This window comes from Pseudomonas sp. HMSC076A11, from assembly GCF_001810205.1.
Lineage (GTDB): Bacteria > Pseudomonadota > Gammaproteobacteria > Pseudomonadales > Pseudomonadaceae > Pseudomonas > Pseudomonas aeruginosa.
Map to the genome: position 1 here is coordinate 71,078 of NZ_KV800315.1, position 23,520 is coordinate 94,597.

The 23,520-nt window shown below is 68.0% G+C and carries 22 protein-coding genes; 16 read left to right on the forward strand and 6 right to left on the reverse strand.

What is annotated here, in order from left to right; translation table 11 throughout:
- Positions 1 to 41: 41 nt before the first annotated feature.
- The 3 genes from HMPREF2716_RS20980 to HMPREF2716_RS20990 all read left to right on the forward strand — a co-directional run bounded on the left by HMPREF2716_RS20980 (position 42) and on the right by HMPREF2716_RS20990 (position 2,752).
- On the forward strand, positions 42 to 704 hold the full coding sequence (locus HMPREF2716_RS20980; protein ID WP_003087500.1) for a glutathione S-transferase family protein: 663 nt from the start codon (positions 42 to 44) through the stop codon (positions 702 to 704).
- Between the two features lie 8 nt (positions 705 to 712).
- Complete coding sequence (locus HMPREF2716_RS20985) at positions 713 to 1,519, forward strand: DUF4892 domain-containing protein (protein ID WP_003087504.1); 807 nt, start codon at positions 713 to 715, stop codon at positions 1,517 to 1,519.
- Positions 1,520 to 1,684: 165 nt separating this feature from the next.
- Entirely contained in the window at positions 1,685 to 2,752 is a 1,068-nt protein-coding gene (locus HMPREF2716_RS20990) for an AI-2E family transporter (RefSeq protein ID WP_023518550.1), read from the forward strand.
- A gap of 51 nt (positions 2,753 to 2,803) precedes the next feature.
- Here HMPREF2716_RS20990 and HMPREF2716_RS20995 read toward each other — a convergent pair whose 3' ends face one another.
- The 4 genes from HMPREF2716_RS20995 to HMPREF2716_RS21010 all read right to left on the reverse strand — a co-directional run bounded on the left by HMPREF2716_RS20995 (position 2,804) and on the right by HMPREF2716_RS21010 (position 7,197).
- The gene (locus HMPREF2716_RS20995) at positions 2,804 to 4,078 is read right to left on the reverse strand and encodes a CynX/NimT family MFS transporter (protein ID WP_003136147.1); all 1,275 of its coding nucleotides are present in this window, start codon (positions 4,076 to 4,078) and stop codon (positions 2,804 to 2,806) included.
- A gap of 15 nt (positions 4,079 to 4,093) precedes the next feature.
- Entirely contained in the window at positions 4,094 to 4,741 is a 648-nt protein-coding gene (locus tag HMPREF2716_RS21000) for a FadR/GntR family transcriptional regulator (protein ID WP_003087512.1), read from the reverse strand.
- Between the two features lie 137 nt (positions 4,742 to 4,878).
- Positions 4,879 to 6,408 (reverse strand): 3-hydroxyacyl-CoA dehydrogenase, encoded by a 1,530-nt coding sequence (locus HMPREF2716_RS21005; RefSeq protein WP_023518551.1) that lies wholly within the window; start codon positions 6,406 to 6,408, stop codon positions 4,879 to 4,881.
- Positions 6,409 to 6,411: 3 nt separating this feature from the next.
- Positions 6,412 to 7,197 (reverse strand): enoyl-CoA hydratase, encoded by a 786-nt coding sequence (locus HMPREF2716_RS21010; RefSeq protein WP_003087516.1) that lies wholly within the window; start codon positions 7,195 to 7,197, stop codon positions 6,412 to 6,414.
- A 241-nt stretch (positions 7,198 to 7,438) separates the two neighbouring features.
- On the opposite strand from HMPREF2716_RS21010, the gene HMPREF2716_RS21015 reads away from it, so the two are divergent.
- The 10 genes from HMPREF2716_RS21015 to HMPREF2716_RS21060 all read left to right on the forward strand — a co-directional run bounded on the left by HMPREF2716_RS21015 (position 7,439) and on the right by HMPREF2716_RS21060 (position 19,489).
- Positions 7,439 to 8,305: an IclR family transcriptional regulator gene (locus tag HMPREF2716_RS21015; protein ID WP_003097851.1), complete on the forward strand. Its 867-nt coding sequence runs from the start codon at positions 7,439 to 7,441 to the stop codon at positions 8,303 to 8,305.
- A 54-nt stretch (positions 8,306 to 8,359) separates the two neighbouring features.
- Entirely contained in the window at positions 8,360 to 9,514 is a 1,155-nt protein-coding gene (locus tag HMPREF2716_RS21020) for an acyl-CoA dehydrogenase family protein (protein WP_003097850.1), read from the forward strand.
- 187 nt (positions 9,515 to 9,701) lie between these two features.
- Entirely contained in the window at positions 9,702 to 9,791 is a 90-nt protein-coding gene (locus tag HMPREF2716_RS21025) for a K(+)-transporting ATPase subunit F (RefSeq protein ID WP_003097848.1), read from the forward strand.
- 10 nt (positions 9,792 to 9,801) lie between these two features.
- Positions 9,802 to 11,496, forward strand: a complete 1,695-nt coding sequence (gene kdpA, locus HMPREF2716_RS21030; protein ID WP_003087524.1) for a potassium-transporting ATPase subunit KdpA — start codon at positions 9,802 to 9,804, stop codon at positions 11,494 to 11,496.
- An 11-nt stretch (positions 11,497 to 11,507) separates the two neighbouring features.
- Positions 11,508 to 13,580, forward strand: coding sequence for a potassium-transporting ATPase subunit KdpB (kdpB, locus tag HMPREF2716_RS21035; RefSeq protein ID WP_003109951.1), 2,073 nt, complete (start codon positions 11,508 to 11,510; stop codon positions 13,578 to 13,580).
- 53 nt (positions 13,581 to 13,633) lie between these two features.
- Positions 13,634 to 14,185: a potassium-transporting ATPase subunit KdpC gene (kdpC, locus tag HMPREF2716_RS21040; protein ID WP_003163432.1), complete on the forward strand. Its 552-nt coding sequence runs from the start codon at positions 13,634 to 13,636 to the stop codon at positions 14,183 to 14,185.
- Positions 14,186 to 14,292: 107 nt separating this feature from the next.
- Positions 14,293 to 16,950, forward strand: a complete 2,658-nt coding sequence (locus tag HMPREF2716_RS21045) for a sensor histidine kinase (protein ID WP_003144823.1) — start codon at positions 14,293 to 14,295, stop codon at positions 16,948 to 16,950.
- Between the two features lie 100 nt (positions 16,951 to 17,050).
- A complete protein-coding gene (locus HMPREF2716_RS21050; protein WP_070621999.1) occupies positions 17,051 to 17,743 on the forward strand; it encodes a response regulator in 693 nt (230 codons plus the stop codon).
- 121 nt (positions 17,744 to 17,864) lie between these two features.
- The gene (gene glsB, locus HMPREF2716_RS21055) at positions 17,865 to 18,773 is read left to right on the forward strand and encodes a glutaminase B (RefSeq protein ID WP_003087537.1); all 909 of its coding nucleotides are present in this window, start codon (positions 17,865 to 17,867) and stop codon (positions 18,771 to 18,773) included.
- Between the two features lie 110 nt (positions 18,774 to 18,883).
- Positions 18,884 to 19,489 carry a DUF4893 domain-containing protein gene (locus HMPREF2716_RS21060; RefSeq protein WP_003163431.1) on the forward strand — a complete coding sequence of 202 codons (606 nt, stop codon included), beginning with the start codon at positions 18,884 to 18,886 and terminating at the stop codon, positions 19,487 to 19,489.
- A gap of 3 nt (positions 19,490 to 19,492) precedes the next feature.
- Here the strand turns inward: HMPREF2716_RS21060 and HMPREF2716_RS21065 are convergent, their stop codons facing one another.
- Entirely contained in the window at positions 19,493 to 20,530 is a 1,038-nt protein-coding gene (locus HMPREF2716_RS21065; RefSeq protein ID WP_003087542.1) for a patatin-like phospholipase family protein, read from the reverse strand.
- Positions 20,531 to 20,644: 114 nt separating this feature from the next.
- Here HMPREF2716_RS21065 and HMPREF2716_RS21070 point away from each other — a divergent pair, with 114 nt between their 5' ends.
- The 3 genes from HMPREF2716_RS21070 (at position 20,645) to mnmH (ending at position 23,150) form a co-directional block, all read left to right on the forward strand.
- Positions 20,645 to 20,923 (forward strand): hypothetical protein, encoded by a 279-nt coding sequence (locus HMPREF2716_RS21070; RefSeq protein WP_003097836.1) that lies wholly within the window; start codon positions 20,645 to 20,647, stop codon positions 20,921 to 20,923.
- 83 nt (positions 20,924 to 21,006) lie between these two features.
- Positions 21,007 to 22,041, forward strand: a complete 1,035-nt coding sequence (gene selD / locus HMPREF2716_RS21075) for a selenide, water dikinase SelD (protein WP_003087546.1) — start codon at positions 21,007 to 21,009, stop codon at positions 22,039 to 22,041.
- Entirely contained in the window at positions 22,041 to 23,150 is a 1,110-nt protein-coding gene (mnmH, locus tag HMPREF2716_RS21080) for a tRNA 2-selenouridine(34) synthase MnmH (RefSeq protein ID WP_003087548.1), read from the forward strand. The genes selD and mnmH overlap by 1 nt, the downstream gene beginning before the upstream one ends.
- On the opposite strand, the gene HMPREF2716_RS21085 is transcribed toward mnmH, so the two are convergent.
- Complete coding sequence (locus tag HMPREF2716_RS21085; protein ID WP_003087550.1) at positions 23,129 to 23,476, reverse strand: GFA family protein; 348 nt, start codon at positions 23,474 to 23,476, stop codon at positions 23,129 to 23,131. The genes mnmH and HMPREF2716_RS21085 overlap by 22 nt on opposite strands.
- Positions 23,477 to 23,520 lie beyond the last annotated feature (44 nt).

Below are 23,520 nucleotides of genomic sequence, written 5' to 3' on the forward strand. Positions count from 1 at the left end.
CCAGCCGTAAGGCTGGACGGATCGTTACGGAGAGTCACCGCATGATCGATCTCTACACCGCCGCCACGCCGAACGGCCACAAGGTTTCCATCGCCCTCGAGGAAATGGGCCTGCCCTACAGGGTGCACGCGCTGTCGTTCGACAAGAAGGAGCAGAAGGCTCCGGAATTCCTCAGGATCAATCCCAACGGCCGCATCCCGGCCATCGTCGACCGCGACAACGACGACTTCGCCGTCTTCGAGTCGGGCGCGATCCTCATCTACCTCGCCGAGAAGACCGGGCAACTGATGCCCGCCGACGTCAAGGGTCGCTCGCGGGTGATCCAGTGGCTGATGTTCCAGATGGGCGGGGTCGGCCCGATGCAGGGGCAGGCCAACGTGTTCTTCCGTTATTTCCCGGAGAAGTTGCAGGGCGCCATCGACCGCTACCAGCATGAGACCCGGCGCCTCTACGAAGTTCTCGACGGTCGCCTGGGCGAGGCCGAGTACCTCGCCGGCGACTACAGCATTGCCGACATCGCCACCTATCCCTGGGTGCGCATCCACGACTGGTCCGGTGTCGCCGTCGACGGGCTGGACAACCTGCAGCGCTGGATCGCCGCCATCGAGGCGCGTCCCGCGGTGCAGCGCGGACTGCTGGTGCCGCGGCGGGAGAAGGAGGGCGACGACGCCATCCGTACCGCCCAGTCGATGCTGACCCGTTGAGGGCCGGTATGCGAGGGTTCCTGTTGCTATCCCTGGGCGTTTTCAGCTTTTCGGCGCTGGCCGCCGACCTTCCCGGCAGCCATGACCTGGACGTCCTGCCGCGCTTCCCGCGCGCCGAGATCGTCGACTTCCGCCAGGCGCCGAGCGAGGAGCGGATCTACCCGCTAGGGGCGATCAGCCGCATCAGCGGTCGCCTGCGCATGGAGGGCGAGGTGCGCGCCGAAGGCGAGCTGACCGCGCTGACCTACCGCTTGCCGCCCGAGCACAGCAGCCAGGAGGCGTTCGCCGCGGCGCGCACCGCGCTGCTCAAGGCCGACGCCACGCCGTTGTTCTGGTGCGAGCGGCGCGACTGCGGCTCCAGCAGCCTGCTGGCCAACGCCGTGTTCGGCAATGCCAAGCTGTACGGCCCGGACGAGCAGCAGGCCTACCTGCTGGTGCGCCTGGCGGCGCCACAGGAGAACAGCCTGGTGGCGGTCTACTCGATCACCCGCGGCAATCGCCGCGCCTACCTGCAGGCCGAGGAACTCAAGGCCGATGCGCCGCTGGGGGAACTGCTGCCGAGCCCGGCGACCCTGCTGCGCCTGCTCAAGGCCAACGGCGAACTGACCCTCAGCCATGTGCCGGCGGAGCCGGCCGGCTCCTGGCTGGAGTTGCTGGTGCGGACCCTGCGCCTGGATACCGGGGTGCGGGTCGAGCTGTCCGGCAAGCACGCCCAGGAGTGGCGCGACGCCCTGCGCGGGCAGGGCGTGCTGAACAGCCGCATGGAGCTGGGCCAGTCGGAGGTCGAGGGCCTGCACCTCAACTGGCTGCGTTGAACGCGTTCGCCCGGGCCTGCGGGCCCGGGCGATGGCGAAAATGCCTTCGGCAAGGCCGCCCGCCAGAGTAGACTGCCTTTCCCCCGCGCCCCACGCTCCGGCTGGAAACGGCGCACGCCGAGCGCTGTCTATCGGTGTATCCCCCTTTGAGGAAGGCCTGCCTTGATGTTCGATAACGATCGGCTGTTGCTTCGCGTGCTGTTGTTCGGCCTGCTCGGTGCCAGTCTCTGGGTGCTGGCGCCATTCTGGTCGGCGCTGTTCTGGGCCGCGGTGCTGGCTTTCGCCAGTTGGCCGCTGATGCGTATGCTCACGCGCCTGCTCGGTGGCCGCGAGTCGCTGGCGGCGGGCCTGCTGACCCTGGGCTGGATCGTCCTGGTGGCGTTGCCGCTGATCTGGCTCGGCTTCGGCCTGGCGGACAACGTTCGTTCGCTGATGGAGCTATTGAAGAATCTCCAGGTCGAGGGCCTGCCGCCGCCGCCTTCGTGGATGGCCGGCGTCCCGCTGATCGGCGACCGCCTGATCGGCTGGTGGAACTCCATCGACCAACAGGGCGTGGCGTTCTTCTACGTGCTCAAGCCCTATGTCGGCGAGGTCGGCAACTGGCTGCTGGCGCGCAGCGCGAAGATCGGTGGAGGGATCCTGGAACTGGTCCTCAGTCTGATCCTGATCTTCTTCTTCTACCGCGACGGGCCGCGCCTGGAGTCCATCGTCCACCGTGCCCTGGAACGCCTGATCGGCAACCGCGCGGAGCACTATCGCGACCTTGTCGCCGGCACCGTACAGCGGGTGGTCAACGGGGTGATCGGCACCGCCGCGGCGCAAGCCCTGCTGGCCTGGATCGGCTTCACGATCGCCGGCGTACCGGGAGCCATGCTGCTCGGCCTGCTGACCTTCGCCTGCAGCCTGCTGATGGTCCCGCCGCTGGTCTGGGGCCCGGCCACCGCCTGGCTGTTCTTCAAGGGCGACTATGGCCACGGGGTGTTCCTCGGCCTGTGGGGCTTCTTCATCATCAGCGGGGTGGACAACATCCTCAAACCCTACCTGATCAGCCGTGGCGGCAACCTGCCGCTGGTGGTGGTGCTGCTCGGGGTGTTCGGCGGCCTGCTGGCGTTCGGCTTCATGGGCCTGTTCCTCGGCCCGATCCTGCTGGCAGTGGCCTACAACCTGCTCAGCGACTGGCTCGCCAGCACGCCGCGGACGCCGCCCGCCGAAGGGCGCGGCCCGGATGCCTGAGTGACGAAGGAGAAAAAGCCCCGCGATGCGGGGCTTTTTGCGTCTGCGGGGCTACAGGTGTTCGCTGCGGGCCGCCACGTACTGGCTGCGCCCGGCGCCGAGGCCGAACAGGGTAGCGGCGATGGCGACGCCGATGAAGATATAGCCGACCGCGTTCCAGCCGCCGGTCAGGTCGTGGACCACGCCGACCATGAACGGTCCCATGGCCGCCAGGGTGTAGCCGACGCCCTGGGCCATGCCCGACAGATGCGAGGCGACGTGGGCGTCGCGCGAGCGCAGGACGATCAGCGCCAGGGCGATGCTGAAGGTGCCGCCCTGGCCGAGGCCGAGCAGGACCGCCCAGCCCCAGATGGTCGGCAGCGGCGCATAGAGGAAGCCGAGCAGGCCGGCGAGGGTGGTAGCCATCACCAGCACCACCGCCAGGCGCTGGTCCCTGGCGCGAGCGGCGAGCCAGGGCGCGAGCAGGGCGGTGATCAGTTGCAGCATCACCGAGCCGGACAGCACCAGGCCGGCTTCCACCGCAGTCATGCCGCGGTCGATCAGGATCGACGGCAGCCAACCGAAGACGATGTAGGCCAGGGACGATTGCAGGCCCATGTACAGCGTGACCTGCCAGGCCAGCGGGTCGCGCCACAGGCCGACGACACGGAAGGCCTGGCGATGGGCGTGCTGGCCCTGGCGGGTCTGCGGCAGCCAGAAGGCGGCGGCGAGGATCGCCGGCAGCGACCAGAACGCCAGCGCCAGTTCCCAGTTGCCGAAGAGCTTCTCCAGCGGCGCGGTGGCGCCGGCGGCGAGCGCGGCCCCCAGGCACAGGGCCATGGTGTAGACCCCGGTCATCACCCCGGCCTGGCGCGGGAAGTCGCGTTTGACGATGCCCGGCAGGAGCACGCCGATGATGCCAATGCTGGCGCCGGCCAGAACGCTGCCGGCGAACAGGCCGAACACCGGGAACAGGCTGCGCAGGACGATGCCGCCGGCCAGGCAGAAGAGGATCAGCAGCACGCTGCGTTCGGCGCCGATACGCCGGGCCAGGCGCGGCGCGAGCGGCGCGAACAACCCCAGGCAGAGTACCGGCGCGGTGGTCAGCAGGCCGGCGGCGGCGGCCGAGAGGCCGGTATCGTCGCGTACCTGGTTGAGCAGGGGGGCGAGGCTGGACAGCGCCGGGCGCAGGTTCAGCGCCACCAGCACCAGGCCCAGCAGGAGCAGCCAGGGGCGTAGCGGCGGCGCCGGCGGGGCTGGTTCGTCGTCGACTTCGGCATCGATCAGCAGTTCTTCCGGAGGATGGCCGGGGTGCGCTCCCGGCCGGGCATTCAAGGCGTGAGTCATGGGTCTGTCCCGGGTTCAGATCAGCAGTGCGCGGTTGGCCGCGGCGGCAGCGTCCGGGTCTCCGCGTTCTATGGCGTCGAGCAGTTGCTGGTGCAGCTCGAAGCAGGGCTGGGCCCTTTGTGGGTCGGCCATGGTGCGTTCCAGCGAGGTCCGGATGACCTGCGAGAAGTAGCGGTAGAGTTCGCTGAGCACCGGATTGTGGGCGGCATCGACCATCCGTTGGTGGAAGCGGACGTCGTGCTCGATGTAGTCCTGCAGGTCGTCGCTGCCGTAGCGCTGGCGCGATGCGTCGAGATACTCGCGCAATGCGCTCAGGTCGCTGTCGTCGCGGCGAACGGCAGCCAGGCGCGCCGCCTCGATCTCGATCATCCCGCGTGCCTCCAGGGAGTGCTGCACCGCGCTGCGCGCCAGCACCAGCATGGTTTCCAGTGGATCGGCGCAGGCGCGCACGTAGGTGCCGTCGCCCTGGCGGACTTCCAGCACGCCGGAGAAGGTCAGCACGCGCACCGCTTCGCGCACGGTGTTGCGGCTCATGCCGAGCAGCTCGGCGAGTTCCGGCTCCGGCGGCAGGCGCTGGCCGAGCGGCCAATGGCCGGCGTCGATGCGCTGGCGGATCTGCTCCAGGGCGATGTCCACCAGGGAGCGCTTGAGGGGAATGGTCACGGAAGAAACATCCAATCATCGGATGAATTTGCGCGCAGGATACCTCGGCAGTTGCAAGCCCGGAAAGCGTCGCTCGGGGAAAAAGCGTTGGCCTGGCGGCGAGACGCATGACGCTGCGCCGCCAGGTCGCCGATGCGTCAGTCTACGGCGGCGGTTTCGCCGGCGCGCAGGGACATGCCCAGTTGCGCTCGTCGGCGCAGCCAGGGACTGGGCCGGTAGCGCGGGTCACCGGTAAGCGCCTGCAAGCGCTGGAGAATGCTCAGCAGGCGCCGCGGGCCGAGGCGGTCGCCCCATTCCAGCGGGCCGTGGGGATAGCCGAGGCCGAGGTGCACCGCCTGGTCGATATCCTCGACGCTGGCAATGCCCTGCTGGGCGATGTCGCAGGCGAGGTTGACGATCATCGCCAGTACCCGCTGGACGACGAAGCCGGGACTGTCGCGCAGCACCGTGACCCCGACGCCGTCGCCAGCCAGTAGCGCGTGTGCCGCGTCGCGCATGGCCGGGGCGGTCAGCGGCGAGAGCATCAGGCAGCGCCGGCGCTCGAGGTCGCAGAGCAGGTCGATGCCGACGCTGCGCTCGGCGGGACAGGCGAAGCGCTGCACGGCGCTGCTCAGGTCCTCGCCCCAGGCGGCCAGCAGGCAGAGCGCTGCGGCGGAAGGGCGTTCGCCGGTTTCCGGCTCGACGCCGAGGCGATGCAGCAGTTCGGCGAGCGTGCGGCGGTCGTCCTCGTTTTCGCAGCCCAGCCACACCGGTGGTCGGGCGGCGGCCTGCGGCACCGGTTGCGGACCGGGCTTGTCCTGCGGCTGGCCGTCGACGTAGCGATAGAAGCCCTGGCCGCTCTTGCGCCCGAGACGGCCGGCGGCGAGCAACTGGCGGGTCAGCGGGTGCGGGCGGTAGCGCGGTTCCTGGTAGTACTGCTGGTAGATCGATTCCATTACCGGGTGCGACACGTCGAGGCCGGTAAGATCGAGCAGTTCGAACGGCCCCATGCGGAAGCCGGCACACTCGCGCAGCACACGGTCGATCTCGGCGCATTCGGCGACGCCTTCGCCGAGGATGCGCAGGGCCTCGGTGCCATAGGCGCGGCCGGCATGGTTGACGATGAAGCCGGGGCTGTCCTTGGTCCGTACGCCGCGGTGGCCCAGGCGCGCGGCGAGGGCGAGCAGGGCGTCGCCGACTTCCGGAGCGCTGGCCAGGCCGTCGACCACCTCGACCACGCGCATCAGCGGCACCGGGTTGAAGAAGTGAAAGCCGGCGACCCGCTGCGGCCGCTCGCAGGCGGCGGCGATGGCGGTGATCGACAACGACGAGGTATTGCTGGCGAGGATGGTCTCCGGCGCGACTATGGCTTCCAGCCGGCGCAGCAATTCCTGCTTGGCCTCCAGGCGCTCGACGATGGCCTCCACCACCAGTTCGCAGTCGCCCAGTTGTTCCAGGCGTTCCGCCACCCGCAGCCGGTTTTGCGCGGCCTCGGCGTCGGCGGCGCTCAGCTTGCCTTTGCCGCACAGGCTCTCGAAGGTCTGCCGCAGGCGCTGGCGTGCCTCGGCGGCGGCCTCGGCGCGGCTGTCGAACAGCCACACAGTCAGGCCGGCCTGGGCGGCGATCTGGGCGATCCCGGTGCCCATCGCACCGGTACCGACCACGGCGATACAACGAATATCGGGCATCGTCTATTTCCCCTGGTAGTTCGGCGGGCGTTTCTCCAGGAAGGCGTGCATGCCTTCCTTCTGGTCCTGCGAGTCGAACAGCAACTGGAACGCCTTGCGTTCCAGGGCCAGGGCACTGTCCAGCGGCAGGTCGGCACCGGCCAGGACCACCTCCTTGATCTGCGCCAGCGCCAGAGGGGGCAGGCGGGCGATCTCCGTGGCCAGTTCCAGGGCGCGCGCCAGCGTCGACTCGTCCGCCACCACTTCGCTGACCAGGCCCATGGCCAGCGCTTGCGGAGCCTTCACCAGGCAGCCGGTGAACAGCATGCGCAGCGCCTGGAACTTGCCCACCGCCCGTACCAGGCGCTGGGTGCCGCCGGCACCCGGCATCACCCCGACCTTGATCTCCGGCTGGGCGAACTGTGCCGACTCGCCGGCGACGATCAGGTCGCAATGCATCGCCAGTTCGCAGCCGCCGCCCAGGGCGAAGCCGTTGACCGCGGCGATCACCGGCTTCGGGCAGCGCGCGATGGCTTCCCAGTAGCGCTCGCTGTGGCGGCCGTACAGGCCGATCGCCGTGCTCGTCGAGAGATCGCGGAGATCGGCGCCAGCTGCAAAGCAGCGCGAGTCGCCGGTGAGCACGATGACGCGGATCGCCGGATCCGCGCCGAGCGTCTGGAAGTGGCTGGCGAGGCGCTGGCGCACTTCGTCGTTCAGCGCGTTCCTGGCTTGCGGACGATTGAGGCGAAGCAGGGCGATATCGGCTGCGGGAAATTCGAGCAGGACCACGGGCGAAGGATCGGCGGACATGGAAGCTCCGATGAATTGATATTTCGCTATGCGAAATATAGTTTCATGATTTATCGAAAATAATCAGCGCCAGCCGGGGCGTTGTAAATACTCGCGTCGGATTTTGGACGATCTACTTATACAATTTACTGTTTTAAAAGGATTTTATTTTCGTTGTTGAAAGTGCATGGGTTCTTCTATTAGTTTCGCTATGCGAAATATGATTTTGTTTTATTGATTTTTTGAAAAAGAGGTCCCTACTATGCGCGGCAACGACGAGCGCCGGAGTCCGGCGGAAGGTGCCAGTACGGAAGCGGAAGTGTCCGCCTTCGAAGCTGTGCTGATCGACCCGATGCAGGAGAAAGACGAGGAACTCAAGGACCGCCAGTTCGTCACCGCGCTGGCCCGCGGGTTGGAATTGCTGCGCTGTTTCACACCACGGGAAAGCCTGCTGGGCAACCAGGAACTGGCGAAGAAGACCGGCCTGCCGAAGCCGACGGTGTCGCGTCTGACCCACACCCTGACCCGGCTGGGCTATCTGCGTCACCTGCCGCATAGCGGCAAGTACCAGTTGGAAGTGGGCGTGATGTCGTTCGGCTACGCGATGCTCTCGAACCTGTCGATTCGCGCGCTCGCCCGCCCTTTGATGGAAGAGATGGCCGGCTACGCCAAGGCCGCGGTGGCCATGGCGGCCCGCGACCGGCTGAGCATGGTCTACCTCGACGTGGTGCATGGCGAGGCCAACCTGACCATGCGTCGCCAGGTCGGCAGCCACCTCTCGCTGCACCGCAGCGCGATCGGTCGGGCCTGCCTGGCGGCGATGCCGGAGGACGAGCGGGAGTTCATCCTCGGGCACATCCGCAAGCGCCACCCGGAAGACTGGCCGGAAGTGCGCAAGGGGCTGGAGCGGGCCTTCCGCGACTATGCCGACTACGGCTTCTGCCTGTCGCTCGGCGAGTGGCAACGCGACGTCAACGCGGTGGGCGTGGCCTTGCACCATGAGAGCCATGGGCTACTGGCGTTCAATTGCGGCGGGCCGAGTTTCCATCTCAAGCGCGAGAAACTGGAGGACGACATCGGCCCGCGCCTGCTGCACATGGTCCACAACATCGAGGCCGCCACCCGCTGACCGAGGCCGGTGACGGAATCATGGCAACCGGCCTAGGGGCCTATTGGAGTGAGCATGATTCGTGATCCGGAAACCCTGAACCTGCTGCTGGACAGCATCCGCCAGTTCGTCCGCGAAAGCCTGGTGCCTCATGAGCAGGAAGTGGCGGAAACCGACCGCATTCCCGAGGCGATCATCGCCCGCATGCGCGAGATGGGCCTGTTCGGCCTGTCGATCCCGGAGGCCTACGGCGGCCTCGGGGTGACCATGGAGGAAGAGGTGAGCATCGCCTTCGAGCTGGGGCGGACCTCGCCAGCGTTCCGTTCGCTGCTGGGCACCAACAACGGCATCGGCTCCCAGGGCATCGTCATCGACGGCACCGAAGAACAGAAGCGGCGCTACCTGCCGCGCCTGGCGTCGGGCGAACTGCTCAGTTCGTTCTGCCTCACCGAACCGGACTCCGGTTCCGACGCCGCCTCGCTGAAGACCACGGCGGTGCGTGACGGCGAGCACTACGTGCTCAACGGTACCAAGCGCTTCATCACCAACGCCCCGCAGGCCGGCATCTACACCGTGATGGCGCGCACCGACCCGGCGATCCGTGGCGCCGGCGGAATCTCCGCTTTCGTCGTCGAGCGCGGTACGCCCGGGCTGTCCCTGGGCAAGCCGGATCGCAAGATGGGACAGAAGGGCGCGCATACCTGTGACGTGATCTTCGACGACTGCCGGGTGCCTGCCAGTCAGTTGATCGGCGGGGTCGAGGGCGTCGGCTTCAAGACCGCGATGAAGGTGCTCGACAAGGGCCGCCTGCACATCGCCGCAGTCTGTGTGGGGGTCGCCGAGCGGATGCTCGAGGATGCGTTGCGCTATGCCCTGGAACGCAAGCAGTTCGGCCAGCCGATCGCCGAGTTCCAGTTGATCCAGGCGATGCTTGCCGACAGCAAGGCCGAAGCCTACGCGGCGCGCTGCATGGTCATCGACGCCGCGCGGCAGCGCGACGAAGGCCGCGATGTCGGTACCGAGGCGTCCTGCGCCAAGCTGTTCGCCTCGGAAATGTGCGGCCGCGTCGCCGACCGCGCGGTGCAGATCTTCGGCGGCGCCGGCTATATCGGCGACTACGGGATCGAGCGCTTCTATCGCGACGTGCGGCTGTTCCGCATCTACGAGGGCACCACGCAGATCCAGCAACTGCTGATCGCCCGCAACATGATCCGCGCCGCCCAGGGCTAGCGTCGATCCTTCGCCTTGTCACCGGCCGTGGCGCAGTCCCCGGCCGGTTGCTCTCCCAGGCGCTGTCCGCGCCACTCTTTACGCTTTCTTTATGCCGTCCGGCGCGGCCCGGAATCGCTTCTTTACGCCCCCTTTGCGGAGACTTTCCCTCAAGCGGCAGAGGCCGTTCGAAGGAGAGATCGCACACATGACCGTTCTGGATTGGTTGTCCCTGGCCCTGGCCACGGGACTGTTCGTCTATTTGCTGGTGGCGCTGCTACGCGCCGACCGTGCCTAGGGGAGGGCACATGAACAGCCACGAGATTCTCTTGATCCTGGCCTTTTTCGCCCTGGTCCTGGTGCCTGCACCGTTCCTCGGGCGCTACTGCTTCAAGGTGATGGAAGGCCAACGCAATCTCCTCAGCGCGCCGCTGGCGCCACTGGAGCGCGTCTGCTATCGCCTGTTCGGCGTCGATCCGGCGAGCGAGCAGGACTGGAAGACCTACACCCTGGCGCTGCTGGCATTCAACCTGGCCGGCCTGGTCCTGCTGTTCTCGATCCTCATGCTGCAGGGCAGCCTGCCGCTGAACCCGCAGCACCTGCCGGGCCTGGAATGGACCCTGGCGTTCAACACCGCGGTCAGTTTCGTCACCAACACCAACTGGCAGGCCTACAGCGGCGAGGCCTCGCTGAGCTACTTCAGCCAGATGGTCGGCCTCACGGTGCAGAACTTCGTCAGCGCGGCGGTCGGCCTCTGCGTGCTGGTGGCCCTGGCGCGCGGCATCAGCCGCCGCTCCACACGACAGCTGGGCAACTTCTGGGTCGACCTGACCCGCGGCACCCTCTACGTGCTGCTGCCGCTGTGCCTGCTGCTGGCGTTGCTGCTGGTCTGGCAGGGCGTGCCGCAGACCTTCTTCGACTACGTCCATGCCACCACCTTGCAAGGCGCCGAGCAGACCATCCCGCTCGGCCCGGCGGCCAGCCAGATCGCCATCAAGCAGCTGGGCACCAACGGCGGCGGCTTCTTCGGCGTCAACTCGACTCATCCGTTCGAGAACCCGAGCGCCTGGAGCAACCTGTTCGAAGTGGCCTCGATCATCCTGATCCCGGCGGCGCTGGTATTCACCTTCGGCCATTACGTGAAGGACCTGCGCCAGAGCCGCGCGATCCTCGGCTGCATGCTGCTGCTGTTCTGCCTCGGCCTGGGCCTGTCGCTGTGGGCCGAATATCAGCCGAACCCGGCGCTGGCGCAGTTGCCGGTCGAGCAGGGCGCGCCGATGGAGGGCAAGGAGAGTCGCTTCGGCACCGCCGCCAGCATGCTCTGGGCGATCACCACCACCGCCGCCTCGAACGGCTCGGTGAACGCCATGCACGACAGCCTGAGCCCCCTGGGCGGCATGCTGCCGCTGCTGAACATGATGCTCGGCGAGGTGATCTTCGGCGGCGTCGGCGCCGGCCTCTACGGCATGCTGCTGTTCGTCCTGATCGCGGTGTTCCTCGCCGGCCTGATGGTCGGGCGGACGCCGGAGTACCTGGGCAAGAAGCTCGAGGCGAAGGAGGTCCGCCTGCTGGTCTTCACCCTCCTGGTGATGCCTGTCGGCGTGCTGGTGCTCGGCGCCATTGCCGCCAGCCTGCCGGGACCGGCCTCGGCGGTGACCAACCCCGGCCCGCACGGTTTCAGCCAACTGCTCTACGCCTACACCTCGGGGAGCGCCAACAACGGCTCGGCGTTTGCCGGTTTCGGTGCCAATACGCCGTTCCACAACCTGATGATCGGCCTGGCCATGCTCATCGGCCGCTTCGGCTACATCCTGCCGATCCTCGCCATCGCCGGCAGCCTGGCGGCGAAGAAGGCCAGCCCGGTGGGGCCGAACAGTTTCCCGACCCATGGTCCGCTGTTCGTCAGCCTGCTCACCGTGACCATCCTGCTGGTCGGCGGCCTGACCTTCCTGCCGACCCTGGCCCTCGGCCCGATCGCTGAACAACTGAGCCTCGGCTTCTGAAGGAATCGCACATGAACGCTCAGACCCAGGCGTCCAAGAACGCCTTGCACAAATCGCTCGAACGTCGCAACAACGCGTCCACCAGCCTCGCCGCCTTGTGGCGGCCGGCGCTGCTGCAAGCCTTCGTCAAGCTCGACCCGCGCCAGTTGCTGCGCTCGCCGGTGATGCTGGTGGTCGAACTGACCGCCGTGCTCACCACCTTGCTGTGCTTCGTCCCCGACCAGGCGGTGCCGACCTCGGTGGCGCTGCAGATCGCCCTCTGGCTGTGGTTCACCGTGCTCTTCGCGAATTTCGCCGAAGCGCTCGCCGAGGGGCGTGGCAAGGCCCGCGCGGACAGTCTCAAGGCCGGCAGCCAGGGCCTCTCCGCCAATAAGCGGCGCGCCGACGGCAGTTTCGAGAGCGTCGCTGCCAGCAGCCTGCGCAAGGGCGACGTGGTACGGGTCCAGGCCGGCGAGATGATTCCCGGCGACGGCGAAGTCATCGAAGGCGTGGCGGCGGTCAACGAGGCCGCCATCACCGGTGAATCGGCGCCGGTGATCCGCGAGTCCGGCGGCGACCGCTCGGCGGTGACCGGCAACACCCAGGTGGTGTCCGACTGGCTGCTGGTGCGGATCGGCGCCAACCCGGGCGAGTCGACCCTGGACCGGATGATCGCCCTGGTGGAAGGCGCCAAGCGGCAGAAGACCCCCAACGAAGTAGCGCTGGACATCCTGCTGATCGGCCTGACCCTGATCTTCCTGCTGGTGGTGGTGACCCTCAAGCCGTTCGCCCTGTTCGCCGGCGGCAACCTGCCGCTGGTGTTCCTGGTGGCGCTGCTGGTGACGCTGATCCCGACCACCATCGGCGGCCTGCTCTCGGCCATCGGCATCGCCGGCATGGACCGCCTGGTGCGCCTGAACGTGATCGCCAAGTCCGGTCGCGCGGTGGAGGCGGCCGGCGACGTCCACGTGCTGCTGCTCGACAAGACCGGCACCATCACCTTCGGCAACCGCCGCTGCAGCGCGCTGTATGCCGCGCCGGGGGTGAGCGGCAAGGAACTGGCCGAGGGCGCGTTGCTGGCCTCGCTGGCCGACGACACCCCGGAAGGCAAGTCGATCGTCGAATACCTGCGCATCCTGCATCCGATCGAGGAGCCGCGCCGCGAGGAGCTGACGCCGATCGCCTTCAGCGCGGAAACCCGCCTGTCCGGGGTCGACTGGAACGGCCAGGTGTACCGCAAGGGGGCGGTGGATGCGGCGCTGCGCTTCATCGACCTGCCGCGGGAGAAGATGCCCGAGGTGCTTTCGCGGGAGGTGGACAAGATCGCCCAGAGCGGCGGCACCCCGCTGCTGGTGGTAGCCAACGGCCGGCTGCTCGGCGCCATTCACCTGAAGGACGTGGTCAAGCCGGGCATTCGCGAGCGCTTCGCCGAACTGCGCCGGCTGGGCATCCGCACCGTGATGGTGACCGGCGACAACCCGCTGACCGCCGCTGCCATCGCCGCCGAGGCTGGGGTCGACGACGTGATCGCCGAGGCTACCCCGGAGAAGAAACTGGCGCGGATTCGCCAGGAGCAGGGCGAAGGTCGCCTGGTGGCGATGTGCGGCGACGGTGCCAACGACGCCCCGGCGCTGGCCCAGGCCGACGTCGGCATGGCCATGAACGACGGCACCCAGGCCGCCCGCGAGGCGGCCAACCTGGTCGACCTGGACAGCGACCCGACCAAGCTGCTCGACGTGGTCCAGGTGGGCAAGGAGTTGCTGGTCACCCGCGGCGCGCTGACCACCTTTTCCATCGCCAACGACGTGGCCAAGTACTTCGCCATCCTGCCGGCGCTGTTCGTCGGCATCTACCCGCAGCTCGACGTGCTCAACGTGATGCGCCTGCAAAGCCCGCAGAGCGCGATCCTGTCGGCCATCGTGTTCAACGCGCTGATCATCGTCGCGTTGATCCCATTGGCCTTGCGCGGCGTGCGGGTTCAGGCGGCGGACGCTTCGCAACTGCTGCAGCGCAACCTGCTGATCTATGGCGTCGGCGGCCTGGTGGCGCCGTTCCTCGGGATCAAGGCGATCGACCTGCTGCTGACCGCCGTCGGCCTGGCATGAACAACGGCCCTCGCCGTCGGGCGAGGGCCTGGGACTGAAGAGAGGATCTGCACATGTTCAAGCAACTCCGTCCGGCACTGGCGTCACTGCTGGTGCTGAGCCTGGTCACCGGCGTGGCCTATCCGCTGCTGGTCACCGGTATCGCCCAACTGGCGTTCCCCGAGCAGGCCAATGGCAGCCTGCTGCGCGACGCCGAGGGCAAGGTGTTCGGCTCGCGGCTGATCGCGCAGAAGTTCGACGGCGAGGAGTGGTTCCATTCGCGGCCTTCGGCGGGCGACTACGCCACCGTTTCCAGTGCCGCGAGCAACCTGGCGCCGAGCAACCCGGCACTGGCCGAGCGCATTGCCAGGGACGCCGCGCAGGAGCGTATCGCCGACCAGGGGCCGGTGCCGCTGGCGCTGGTCACTACCTCCGGTAGCGGACTCGATCCGCAGCTGCCGCCGCAGGCCGCGCGTTACCAGGCGCTGCGGGTGGCCACGGCGCGCGGGCTGCCGCTGCGGCTGGTGGAAGACCTGGTGGAAAGCCACACCGAGCGGCCGCTGGTGGGGCCGGCGGTAGTCAACGTGCTGGCGCTGAACATGGCGCTGGCGGGGTTGAAGCGCTAGGTTTCCCCAGAGACCCACGCAAGGGCTTGCAATATCGCCGCATCGGCGGATGATCGCCGGCGATCGTCCGCCCCGCGCGGCGCAGAGCAACGGAGTACGACCGATCCATGACCGACACCGCACGCGCCGACGCGCTGCTGGCCGACCTGCCCGCTGACGGGCGCGGCCGCCTGAAAGTCTTTCTCGGCGCGGCGCCGGGGGTGGGCAAGACCTTCGCCATGCTGCAGGCCGCCCAGGCCCAGTTGCGCCAGGGCGTGAAACTGCGCGCCGGGGTGGTCGAGACCCACTCGCGGGCGGAAACCGAGTCCCTCCTCGCAGGCGTGCCGCAGCAGCCGCTGCGCAGCCTCGAGTATCGAGGGATGAAACTGCAGGAAATGGACCTCGACGGTCTCCTCGCCGACCCGCCGGCGCTGGCCCTGGTCGACGAACTGGCCCACAGCAACGTTCCCGGCAGCCGCCACGCCAAGCGCTGGCAGGACATCCAGGAGTTGCTGGCGGCGGGAATCGACGTCTACACAACGGTCAACGTCCAGCACCTGGAGAGCCTCAACGACCAGGTCCGCGACATCACCGGCGTGCAGGTCCGCGAGACGGTGCCGGACTGGGTGTTGCAGGAGGCCTACGAGATCGTCCTCATCGACCTGCCGCCGCGCGAGCTGCTGGAGCGCCTGCGCGAGGGCAAGGTCTACGTGCCGGAACAGGCGCGGGCGGCGATCGATGCGTTCTTCTCGCAGACCAACCTCACCGCGCTGCGTGAACTGGCGATGCAGACCGCCGCCGCGCGGGTCGACGCCGACCTCAACCACCGCTACCGCCAGCGCGGCGAGGAAGCGCCGGCGTTGCGCGGGCGGCTGCTGGTGGGCATCGACGGTGACGAACAGGCCGAACGCCTGGTGCGCCACGCCTGCCGGGTCGCCGAACGTCGGCACCTGCCCTGGAGCGTGGTACACGTCGATACCGGCGGCTTGCGCGGCGAGCAGGCGCGGATGCGCCTGCAGGGTGCGCAGCAACTGGCCGAGCGGCTCGGCGGCGAGATCGTCGTGCTGCGCGCCGGCGAGGTGGCGCGGACCCTCCTGCAACATGCCCGCGAGCGCCGCGCCAGCCTGGTCCTGGTTGGCCAGTCGCGGCGCCGCTGGTACCGCCGGGCCTTCGGCGGTGGTCTCGCCGGGCGTCTGCTGCGCGACGGCCAGGGCCTGGAGATCAGTGCCCTGGACAGCGAGGCCGACCTGCGCCCGGCGGAACCGCGGCCACGCTATCCGGTGGTGTGGAACGACTATCTGCTGGCGCTGCTGGCGACCGCCCTGGCCAGCGGCCTGGCCTGGATCGTGGCGCACCTGCTGGAGCTGCCGAACATCTCCCTGGTGTTCCTGATGGCGGTGCTGCTGGTGGCAGTGCGCAGCAGCCTGATGCCGGCACTGCTGTGCGCGGTGGCGTCGTTCCTGGCCTATGACTTCCTGTTCATCCCGCCGCATTTTTCCTTCGCCATCCATCGCCACGAAGACCTGCTGAGCCTGGCGTTCTTCCTGTTCATGGCCGGCCTCACCGGCAACCTGGCGGCACGCCAGCGGCGCCAGCTGGAGGCGCTGCGCGATACCCAGGAGGAAACCAGCCTGCTGCTGGAGCTGTCGCGCAAGCTCACCGCCGCCACCGACCGCCAGGCGGTGCTGGCCGCCGCCGCCCAGCAGTTCGACGACTGGAAGGACGTCGAGGTCTGTCTGCTCGGTCAGGTCAATGGCGAGTGGAAGACCGAGGCCGGCGTGCAGCGGCAACTCGCCGACCAGGAACGGGTCGCCGCGGACTGGGCCTGGGCCCACGACCAGCCGGCCGGCCTCGGTACTGGCACGCTGCCCGGAGGACGCTGGTGGTGGTGGCCGCTGTCGGCGGAAGAGGGACCGCTGGCACTGCTCGGTGTCGCGCCGCTGGACGGCCAGCCGCTGAGCCCGCAGCGCCGGCGCCTGCTTGCCGCCCTCGGCCAGCCTCTGGCCCAGGCCCTGGCGCGGGCTCGCCTGGCCGAGGACCTGGAGGCCGCGCGCCTGCACGGCGAAACCGAGCAACTGCGCAGCGCCTTGCTCGCCTCGGTGTCCCACGACCTGCGCACGCCGCTGACGGCCATGCGCGGCTCCATCGACAGCCTGTTGGCGCTGGGCGAGGCGATCCCGCCGGCGGATCGTCGCGAACTGCTGGAAAGCACCCGCGACGAGGCCGAGCGACTGGACCGCTATATCCAGAACCTGCTCGACATGACCCGTCTCGGCCACGGTGGCCTGAAGCTGGCGCGCGACTGGGTGGCGCCGGGCGACATCGTCGGCAGCGCGCTGAACCGCCTGCGCGCGGTGCTGGCGCCGTACCGGGTGCAGGCGATCGTGGCCAACGACCTGCCGTTGCTCTACGTGCATGCGGCGCTGATCGAACAGGCGCTGATCAACGTGCTGGAAAATGCCGCGCGCTTCTCGCCGAGCCACGGCCGGTTGCGCATCGAGGTCAGCCAGGATGCCGCCGAGCTGCGTTTCGCGGTGAGCGACGAGGGGCCGGGGATTCCCGAGGCCGAGCGGGAGAAGATCTTCGACATGTTCTACACCGCTGCCCGTGGCGACCGCGGTGGCCAGGGCACCGGCCTGGGCCTGGCGATCTGCCAGGGCATGATCGGCGCCCACGGCGGGCGCATCAGCGTCGGCGAAGGCCTCGACGGTCGCGGCACCACGCTGGTCCTGCACCTGCCGCTGCATCCGCAGCCGGACCTCGGGCAACTGGAGGGCGACGAATGAGCCCGGCGCACTTGCCTGGCGCCCGCGCTCGCGCTATTCCTGCCGTTTCCGCGACGCCGCCGCTGGCCTGTCGCCGTGTTCACCTGCCGTGCCGAGTGCCATGACCCAATTGCAGAACAGCATCCTGCTGATCGACGACGAACCGCAGATCCGCAAGTTCCTCCGTATCAGTCTCAATGCCCAGGGCTACCGGGTGCTCGAGGCCGGCACCGGCGAAGAGGGGCTGGCCCAGGCCGCGCTGAACCGACCGGACCTGGTGGTGCTCGCCCTCGGCCTGCCGGACCGCGACGGCCAGGACATCCTTCGCGACCTGCGCGAATGGTCGCAGGTGCCGGTGCTGGTGCTGTCGGTGCGCGCCAGCGAGGGCGAGAAGGTACTGGCCCTGGACGGCGGCGCCAACGACTACGTGACCAAGCCGTTCGGCATCCAGGAGTTCCTCGCCCGCGTGCGCGTCCTGCTGCGCCAGGCGGCGCAGGGCGAAAGCCCGGAGGCGTCGGTGGCGGTCGGCCCGTTGCAGGTGGACTTCGCCTATCGCCGAGTCACCCTGGAGGGTGCGGAAGTGGCGCTGACGCGCAAGGAGTATGCAGTGCTCGCCGCGCTGGCACGCCATCTCGGACGGGTAGTGACCCAGCAGCAACTGCTCAAGGATATCTGGGGTCCGACCCATGTCGAAGACACCCATTACCTGCGGGTCGTGGTCGGCCACCTGCGCCAGAAGCTCGGCGACGATCCGGCCAGCCCGCGCTTCCTGGTGACCGAGGCGGGTGTCGGTTATCGCCTGCGCGACAGCTGACGCGCAGCGCAATTCTGCGCGAGGGGCATGCCTCCCGTGCGTTCATCGCCTATGATGCCGCGCATTCGCGCTGGCCCGGATGCGCCCGGGTCGGTGCCCCGGTGTCACCACGAAGGTCATCATGCAGCAACTGTTGAACGAGATTCTCGATGAAGTCCGCCCGCTGATCGGGCGCGGCAAGGTCGCCGACTACATCCCCGCGCTCGCCGGCGTCGAGCCGAACCAGCTGGGGATCGCCGTGTACAGCCGCGACGGCGAGCTGTTCCATGCCGGCGACGCCCTGCGGCCGTTTTCCATCCAGAGCATTTCCAAGGTGTTCAGCCTGGTCCAGGCGATCCAGCATTCCGGCGAGGACATCTGGCAACGCCTTGGCCACGAGCCCTCCGGCCAGCCTTTCAACTCCCTGGTGCAGCTGGAGTTCGAGCGCGGCAAGCCGCGCAACCCGTTCATCAATGCCGGCGCCCTGGTGATCTGCGACATCAACCAGTCGCGTTTCGCCGCGCCGGCGCAATCGATGCGCGATTTCGTCCGGCGTCTGTGCGGCAACCCGGAAGTGGTGTCGGACTCGGTGGTGGCGCGCTCGGAGTACCAGCACCGCTCGCGCAACGCGGCGGCGGCCTACCTGATGAAATCGTTCGGTAACTTCCACAACGACGTCGAGGCGGTGCTGCTCAGCTATTTCCATCATTGCGCGCTGCGCATGAGCTGCGTCGACCTGGCGCGGGCGTTCTGCTTCCTCGCCGACAAGGGCTTCTGCAAGCACAGCGGCGAGCAGGTACTCAACGAGCGGCAGACCAAGCAGGTCAACGCGATCATGGCCACCAGCGGGCTCTACGACGAGGCCGGCAACTTTGCCTATCGGGTCGGCCTGCCGGGCAAGAGCGGTGTCGGCGGCGGCATCATCGCGGTAGTGCCGGGGCGCTTCACGGTCTGTGTCTGGTCGCCGGAACTGAACGCCGCGGGCAATTCGCTGGCGGGTATCGCCGCGCTGGAGAAACTCAGCGAGCGGATCGGCTGGTCGATCTTCTGAAACCGCCGCCCGTCGTGGCGGCGCTCGAATTCCCGGCGCCGCTGCGCTATGTTCTGCGGCTACCGCTTGCCGGCGCCGGATGCGCCGGTCCACTCGCCAGGAAGGTCGCCATGTCCCGTCCGATCCCCGTTTCCCGTGTCTTCGCCTGCCTCACCGTTCTCGCCGCCTGCGCGCATGCCGGCGCCGCCGAACCGGACTGGCGTGGCTACACCAGCGAACAGCAGCAGCGCAGCGTGCTGGCCGTCGAGCAGGACGCCGAGGCCATCAACAAGCGCTACTACGACAGTGCCTTCGAGGAATTCCTGCCGGAACTGGAGCAACTGGAACTCAGCCTGGCGCAGCCCGTCGTCTCCGTCGACGAGAAAGGCCTGCTGGGCGACTGGAAGTGCCGCTCGACCCAGGCCGACCAGTACGGCATCTATCGCTATCCGAACTTCCAGTGCCGCATCCGGCGTACCGACCGCGGCCTGTTCCTGGAGAAGACCAGCGGTTCGCAGCGGGTCAGCGGCTACCTGTTCCGCGAAGGCACGCAGCGCTACGTGTTCCTCGGCGGCGCCACGGTCAACGACGAGCCCCAGGTGGCCTTCAGTGGCCTGGCCCACGGCGCGCCGGCTGAGTCCGACGTGGTCGCGCTGCTGCGCCCGCACGCCGGTGGCTTCCTCCTGCTGTTCCCGGAACGGCGCGGCGGCTACGAGGTCCTCGAGTTCAGCCGCTGAGGCTCAGGCGTTGTCTTCCTCGTAGCGGTCCAGGGTGTCGCTGGCGATCTGCCGGCCGAGGGCGATCAATTCCGGCGCCTTGTAGAACTCGAAGAAGCGGCAGACCCGCTTCGGCACGTTGATCAGGATGTCCGGCGGGTAGCCGGCGATCTTGTACTGCGCCAGCGAGGTCTGCATCACCTCGAAGCTCTGGTTGACCAGTTCCAGCAGCGATGCCGGACCGCTGCTTTCCACCACCGTGGTGCCGCTGGCCGACTTCGGCGAGTCCTTGCCTTGCGGCGCCGCGGCCGGCTGTTGCAGTTGCGGCTCGGCGGGCTCCTCGGATTCCGCCGGAACCGGATGGAGCAGGGCGTCGGCGCTCAGCTCCGGCGGGGTATTGTCGTCGCCGTGGCGGCGGAAGAACGAGAGTTTGTGGCCGAGGCTCTCGATCATGCTGTCGAAGCGCCCCTTGAGCGCGGCCGGACGCTCGATCACCGGCAGGTGGTACTGCTTCTGGTTGGTGGCGTTGAGATTGACCGCGATGATCAGGTCGCTGTGGGCCGACACCACCGGCACGATCGGCAACGGGTTGAGCAGGCCGCCGTCGACCAGCATGCGGCTGCCCTGCATGACCGGTGTGAACAGGCTGGGGATTGCCGCCGAGGCGCGCATGGCCTGGTGCAGGCAGCCTTCCTGGAACCAGATTTCCTGCTGGTTGGTGAGGTCGGTGGCAACCGCCGTGTAGGGAATCGACAGGTCCTCGATGTTTACCTCGCCGAGGATCTCGTGGATCTTGCCGAACACCCGCTCGCCGCGGATCGCGCCGAGGCGGAAGCTGACGTCGAGCAGGCGCAGCACGTCGAGGTAATCCAGGCTTTCCACCCACTCGCGGTACTCGCGCAGCTTGCCGGCGGCGTAGATGCCGCCGATCACCGAGCCCATGGAACAACCGGCGATGCAGGTGATCTCATAGCCGCGTGCCTCGAGTTCCTCGATCACGCCGATGTGCGCGTAGCCGCGCGCACCGCCGGAGCCCAATACCAGGGCGACCTGTTTGCTCATCTGCAACCCCTTGCCAATACTGCGTGACGAAGCGAAAACGATACGCGTGTCGCCCGGCCGCCGCCAAGTGCGTCGCGGCGATGCGCGGCCCTTTCCCTGTCCGGAGATCGTTCGATGAAAACCTGGATCGTTCTGCCCGTCCTTGCCCTGACCCTGGCCGGCTGCGCCGGCAAGACCGCCTACCGGGAGAACTGCGCCGACCAGTTGGACGCGGCCTGGAAGGAACTCGACCTGGCCAAGGCCGAAGGTTTCGCCGGCACCGTCAGCTACTCGAAGGCCCTGACCCTGCTCACCGGGGCCAAGACCCAGCAGCAGTTCGAGGCCTACGAGGGCTGCACCAGCAAGGCCGAGAAGGCGCGCTTCTATATCCGCGAGTCGCGCGCCGGGCGCTGAGCCGGGCGCGGCGATCGGTCCTCTGGCGGCGGCGCCGGCTTTGCTAGAATGGGCACTTTTCCGACATCCACGGGAGTACACCGATGAGCGAGGCGATCCGCCTGACCCAGTACAGCCACGGCGCCGGCTGCGGCTGCAAGATTTCGCCCAAGGTACTGGAGGTGATCCTCGCCGGCAGCGGCGCGCAGAACCTCGATCCGAAGCTCTGGGTCGGCAACGCCTCGCGCGACGACGCGGCTGTCTACGCCCTCGACGAGGAGCGCGGGGTGGTCTCCACCACCGATTTCTTCATGCCGATCGTCGACGACCCCTTCGATTTCGGCCGTATCGCCGCGACCAACGCCATCAGCGACATCTATGCCATGGGCGGCGACCCGCTGATGGCCATCGCCATCCTCGGCTGGCCGGTCAACGTGCTGGCCGCGGAAGTCGCCCGCGAGGTGATCGCCGGCGGCCGCAAGGTCTGCGAGGAAGCCGGCATCCCGCTGGCCGGCGGACACTCCATCGACGCCCCCGAGCCGATCTTCGGCCTGGCCGTGACCGGCGTGGTGGAGAAGCGTTTCATGAAACGCAACGACACCGCCGAGGCCGGCTGCAGGCTGTACCTGACCAAGCCGCTGGGCATCGGCATCCTCACCACTGCCGAGAAGAAGGCCAGGCTGCGCGCCGAGGACGTCGGCGTGGCGCGCGACTGGATGTGCACCCTGAACAGGCCCGGCGCGCGCTTCGGTCGGTTGGCCGGGGTCAAGGCGATGACCGACGTCACCGGTTTCGGCCTGCTCGGCCACCTGGTGGAAATGGCCGACGGCAGCAAGCTCACCGCGCGCGTTGAGTACGCCGCGGTGCCGCGCCTGGCCAGTGCCGAATATTACCTGGAGCAGGGCTGCGTGCCCGGCGGCACCCTGCGCAACTTCGACAGCTATGGCGAGCGCATCGCGCCACTGCCGGAGGTGCAGAAGCTGTTGCTTTGCGATCCGCAGACCAGCGGCGGCCTGCTGGTGGCGGTGGCTCCGGAAGGCGAGGCGGAGTTCCTCGCCGTGGCGGCGGAACTCGGCCTGCAACTGGCGCCGATCGGCGAACTGGTCGAGCGACAGAGTCTCGCGGTACAGGTGCTGTAATGCGCGACAACACCCAGCACTACCGCGAACTGTTTCTCGACGATATCCCCCTGATGGATGTGCGCGCCCCGGTGGAGTACCACAAGGGCGCCTTTCCCAACACGGTCAACCGGCCGCTGATGAACGACATCGAGCGGCAGAAGGTCGGCACCAGCTACAAGCAGCACGGCCAGCAGGCCGCCATCGCTCTTGGTCACGAACTGGTCTGCGGGGCGCTCAAGGCCGAACGGCTGGCGGCCTGGAAAGCCTTCGCCGAAGCCAACCCGAACGGCTACCTGTATTGCTTCCGCGGCGGCCTGCGCTCGCAGATCGTCCAGCAGTGGCTGAAGCAGGACGCCGGCATCGACTACCCACGAGTGATCGGCGGCTACAAGGCGTTGCGCAACTTCCTTTTCGAAACCACCCGCGCGGCGGTCGACGAGTGCGATTTCGTGCTGGTCGGCGGCCTCACCGGTTGCGGCAAGACCGAGGTGATCGCGGCGCTGGACAACAGCCTCGATCTCGAAGGCCACGCCAACCACCGCGGTTCCAGCTTTGGCCGGCGAGCCACGCCGCAGCCGGCGCAGATCGACTTCGAGAACCGCCTGGCCATCGACATCCTGAAGAAGCGTCATCGCGGCGTCGGCCAGTTCGTCCTCGAGGACGAGGGGCGGATCGTCGGCAGCTGCTCCTTGCCGCTGGAGCTGTACCAGGGCATGCAGGGCTACCCGCTGGTCTGGCTGGAGGATGCCTTCGAGCAGCGTGTCGAGCGTATCCTCAGGGACTACGTGATCGACCTGCGCAGCGAGTTCGAGCGTGTGGTGGGCGTGGAGGAGGGCTTCGCCGCCTTCTCCGCCTACCTGCAGAAGAGCCTCGCCGGCATCGTCAAGCGCCTCGGTGGCGAGCGCTACCAGCGGCTGGCGGCGATCCTCGTGCAGGCGCTGGAAGAGCAGGGCCGCGACGGCTCGGTGGATACCCATCGCGGCTGGATCGAGGGGCTGCTCAAGGAGTACTACGACCCGATGTACGCCTTCCAGCGGCAGAGCAAGGAAGACCGCGTCGAGTTCCGCGGCAACCAGGCCGAGGTGATCGGCTACCTGCGCCAGCGTCAGGCGTTGCGGCCATCGTAGTGCTGTACCGGGAGCGCGCTGGCGTCGATGTCCTCCAGGCAGCGCGCGTTGACCGCGGCCATCGCCTGGCCGTCCGGACCTATGCCTTCGCTGAACGGCGCGCAGCCGCAGGTGGGGCAGAAGTGATGCTGCAGGCGATGGGTGTTGAAGGTGTAGGTGTGCATCGCGCTGGCCGGCGTCTTCAGCGCCAGACGGTCGCGCGGGACGAACCACAGCAGCCAGCCGCGCCGGCTGCACAGTGAACAGTTGCATTGGATCACCTGGTCGAGGTCGCCTTCGACTTCGTAGGCGATGGTTCCGCAGTGGCAGCTTCCTCGATAGTTCATGGCAGGGCTCCTGGGTGAGGGTAGGGCAAGTCTAGCCGCTGCCT

Excerpts from the sequence above, each read along its gene's own strand:
- HMPREF2716_RS21085 (WP_003087550.1), bottom strand. The coding sequence starts at position 23,476 with ATGAACTATCGAGGAAGCTGCCACTGCGGAACCATCGCCTACGAAGTC.
- HMPREF2716_RS20995 (WP_003136147.1), bottom strand. The coding sequence starts at position 4,078 with ATGACTCACGCCTTGAATGCCCGGCCGGGAGCGCACCCCGGCCATCCT.
- selD (WP_003087546.1), top strand. The coding sequence starts at position 21,007 with ATGAGCGAGGCGATCCGCCTGACCCAGTACAGCCACGGCGCCGGCTGC.
- kdpC (WP_003163432.1), top strand. The coding sequence starts at position 13,634 with ATGTTCAAGCAACTCCGTCCGGCACTGGCGTCACTGCTGGTGCTGAGC.
- HMPREF2716_RS21070 (WP_003097836.1), top strand. The coding sequence starts at position 20,645 with ATGAAAACCTGGATCGTTCTGCCCGTCCTTGCCCTGACCCTGGCCGGC.
- HMPREF2716_RS21050 (WP_070621999.1), top strand. The coding sequence starts at position 17,051 with ATGACCCAATTGCAGAACAGCATCCTGCTGATCGACGACGAACCGCAG.
- kdpA (WP_003087524.1), top strand. The coding sequence starts at position 9,802 with ATGAACAGCCACGAGATTCTCTTGATCCTGGCCTTTTTCGCCCTGGTC.
- HMPREF2716_RS21025 (WP_003097848.1), top strand. The coding sequence starts at position 9,702 with ATGACCGTTCTGGATTGGTTGTCCCTGGCCCTGGCCACGGGACTGTTC.
- HMPREF2716_RS21010 (WP_003087516.1), bottom strand. The coding sequence starts at position 7,197 with ATGTCCGCCGATCCTTCGCCCGTGGTCCTGCTCGAATTTCCCGCAGCC.
- HMPREF2716_RS21020 (WP_003097850.1), top strand. The coding sequence starts at position 8,360 with ATGATTCGTGATCCGGAAACCCTGAACCTGCTGCTGGACAGCATCCGC.
- HMPREF2716_RS21045 (WP_003144823.1), top strand. The coding sequence starts at position 14,293 with ATGACCGACACCGCACGCGCCGACGCGCTGCTGGCCGACCTGCCCGCT.
- kdpB (WP_003109951.1), top strand. The coding sequence starts at position 11,508 with ATGAACGCTCAGACCCAGGCGTCCAAGAACGCCTTGCACAAATCGCTC.
- HMPREF2716_RS21015 (WP_003097851.1), top strand. The coding sequence starts at position 7,439 with ATGCGCGGCAACGACGAGCGCCGGAGTCCGGCGGAAGGTGCCAGTACG.
- HMPREF2716_RS20990 (WP_023518550.1), top strand. The coding sequence starts at position 1,685 with ATGTTCGATAACGATCGGCTGTTGCTTCGCGTGCTGTTGTTCGGCCTG.
- mnmH (WP_003087548.1), top strand. The coding sequence starts at position 22,041 with ATGCGCGACAACACCCAGCACTACCGCGAACTGTTTCTCGACGATATC.
- HMPREF2716_RS20980 (WP_003087500.1), top strand. The coding sequence starts at position 42 with ATGATCGATCTCTACACCGCCGCCACGCCGAACGGCCACAAGGTTTCC.
- glsB (WP_003087537.1), top strand. The coding sequence starts at position 17,865 with ATGCAGCAACTGTTGAACGAGATTCTCGATGAAGTCCGCCCGCTGATC.
- HMPREF2716_RS20985 (WP_003087504.1), top strand. The coding sequence starts at position 713 with ATGCGAGGGTTCCTGTTGCTATCCCTGGGCGTTTTCAGCTTTTCGGCG.
- HMPREF2716_RS21065 (WP_003087542.1), bottom strand. The coding sequence starts at position 20,530 with ATGAGCAAACAGGTCGCCCTGGTATTGGGCTCCGGCGGTGCGCGCGGC.
- HMPREF2716_RS21005 (WP_023518551.1), bottom strand. The coding sequence starts at position 6,408 with ATGCCCGATATTCGTTGTATCGCCGTGGTCGGTACCGGTGCGATGGGC.
- HMPREF2716_RS21060 (WP_003163431.1), top strand. The coding sequence starts at position 18,884 with ATGTCCCGTCCGATCCCCGTTTCCCGTGTCTTCGCCTGCCTCACCGTT.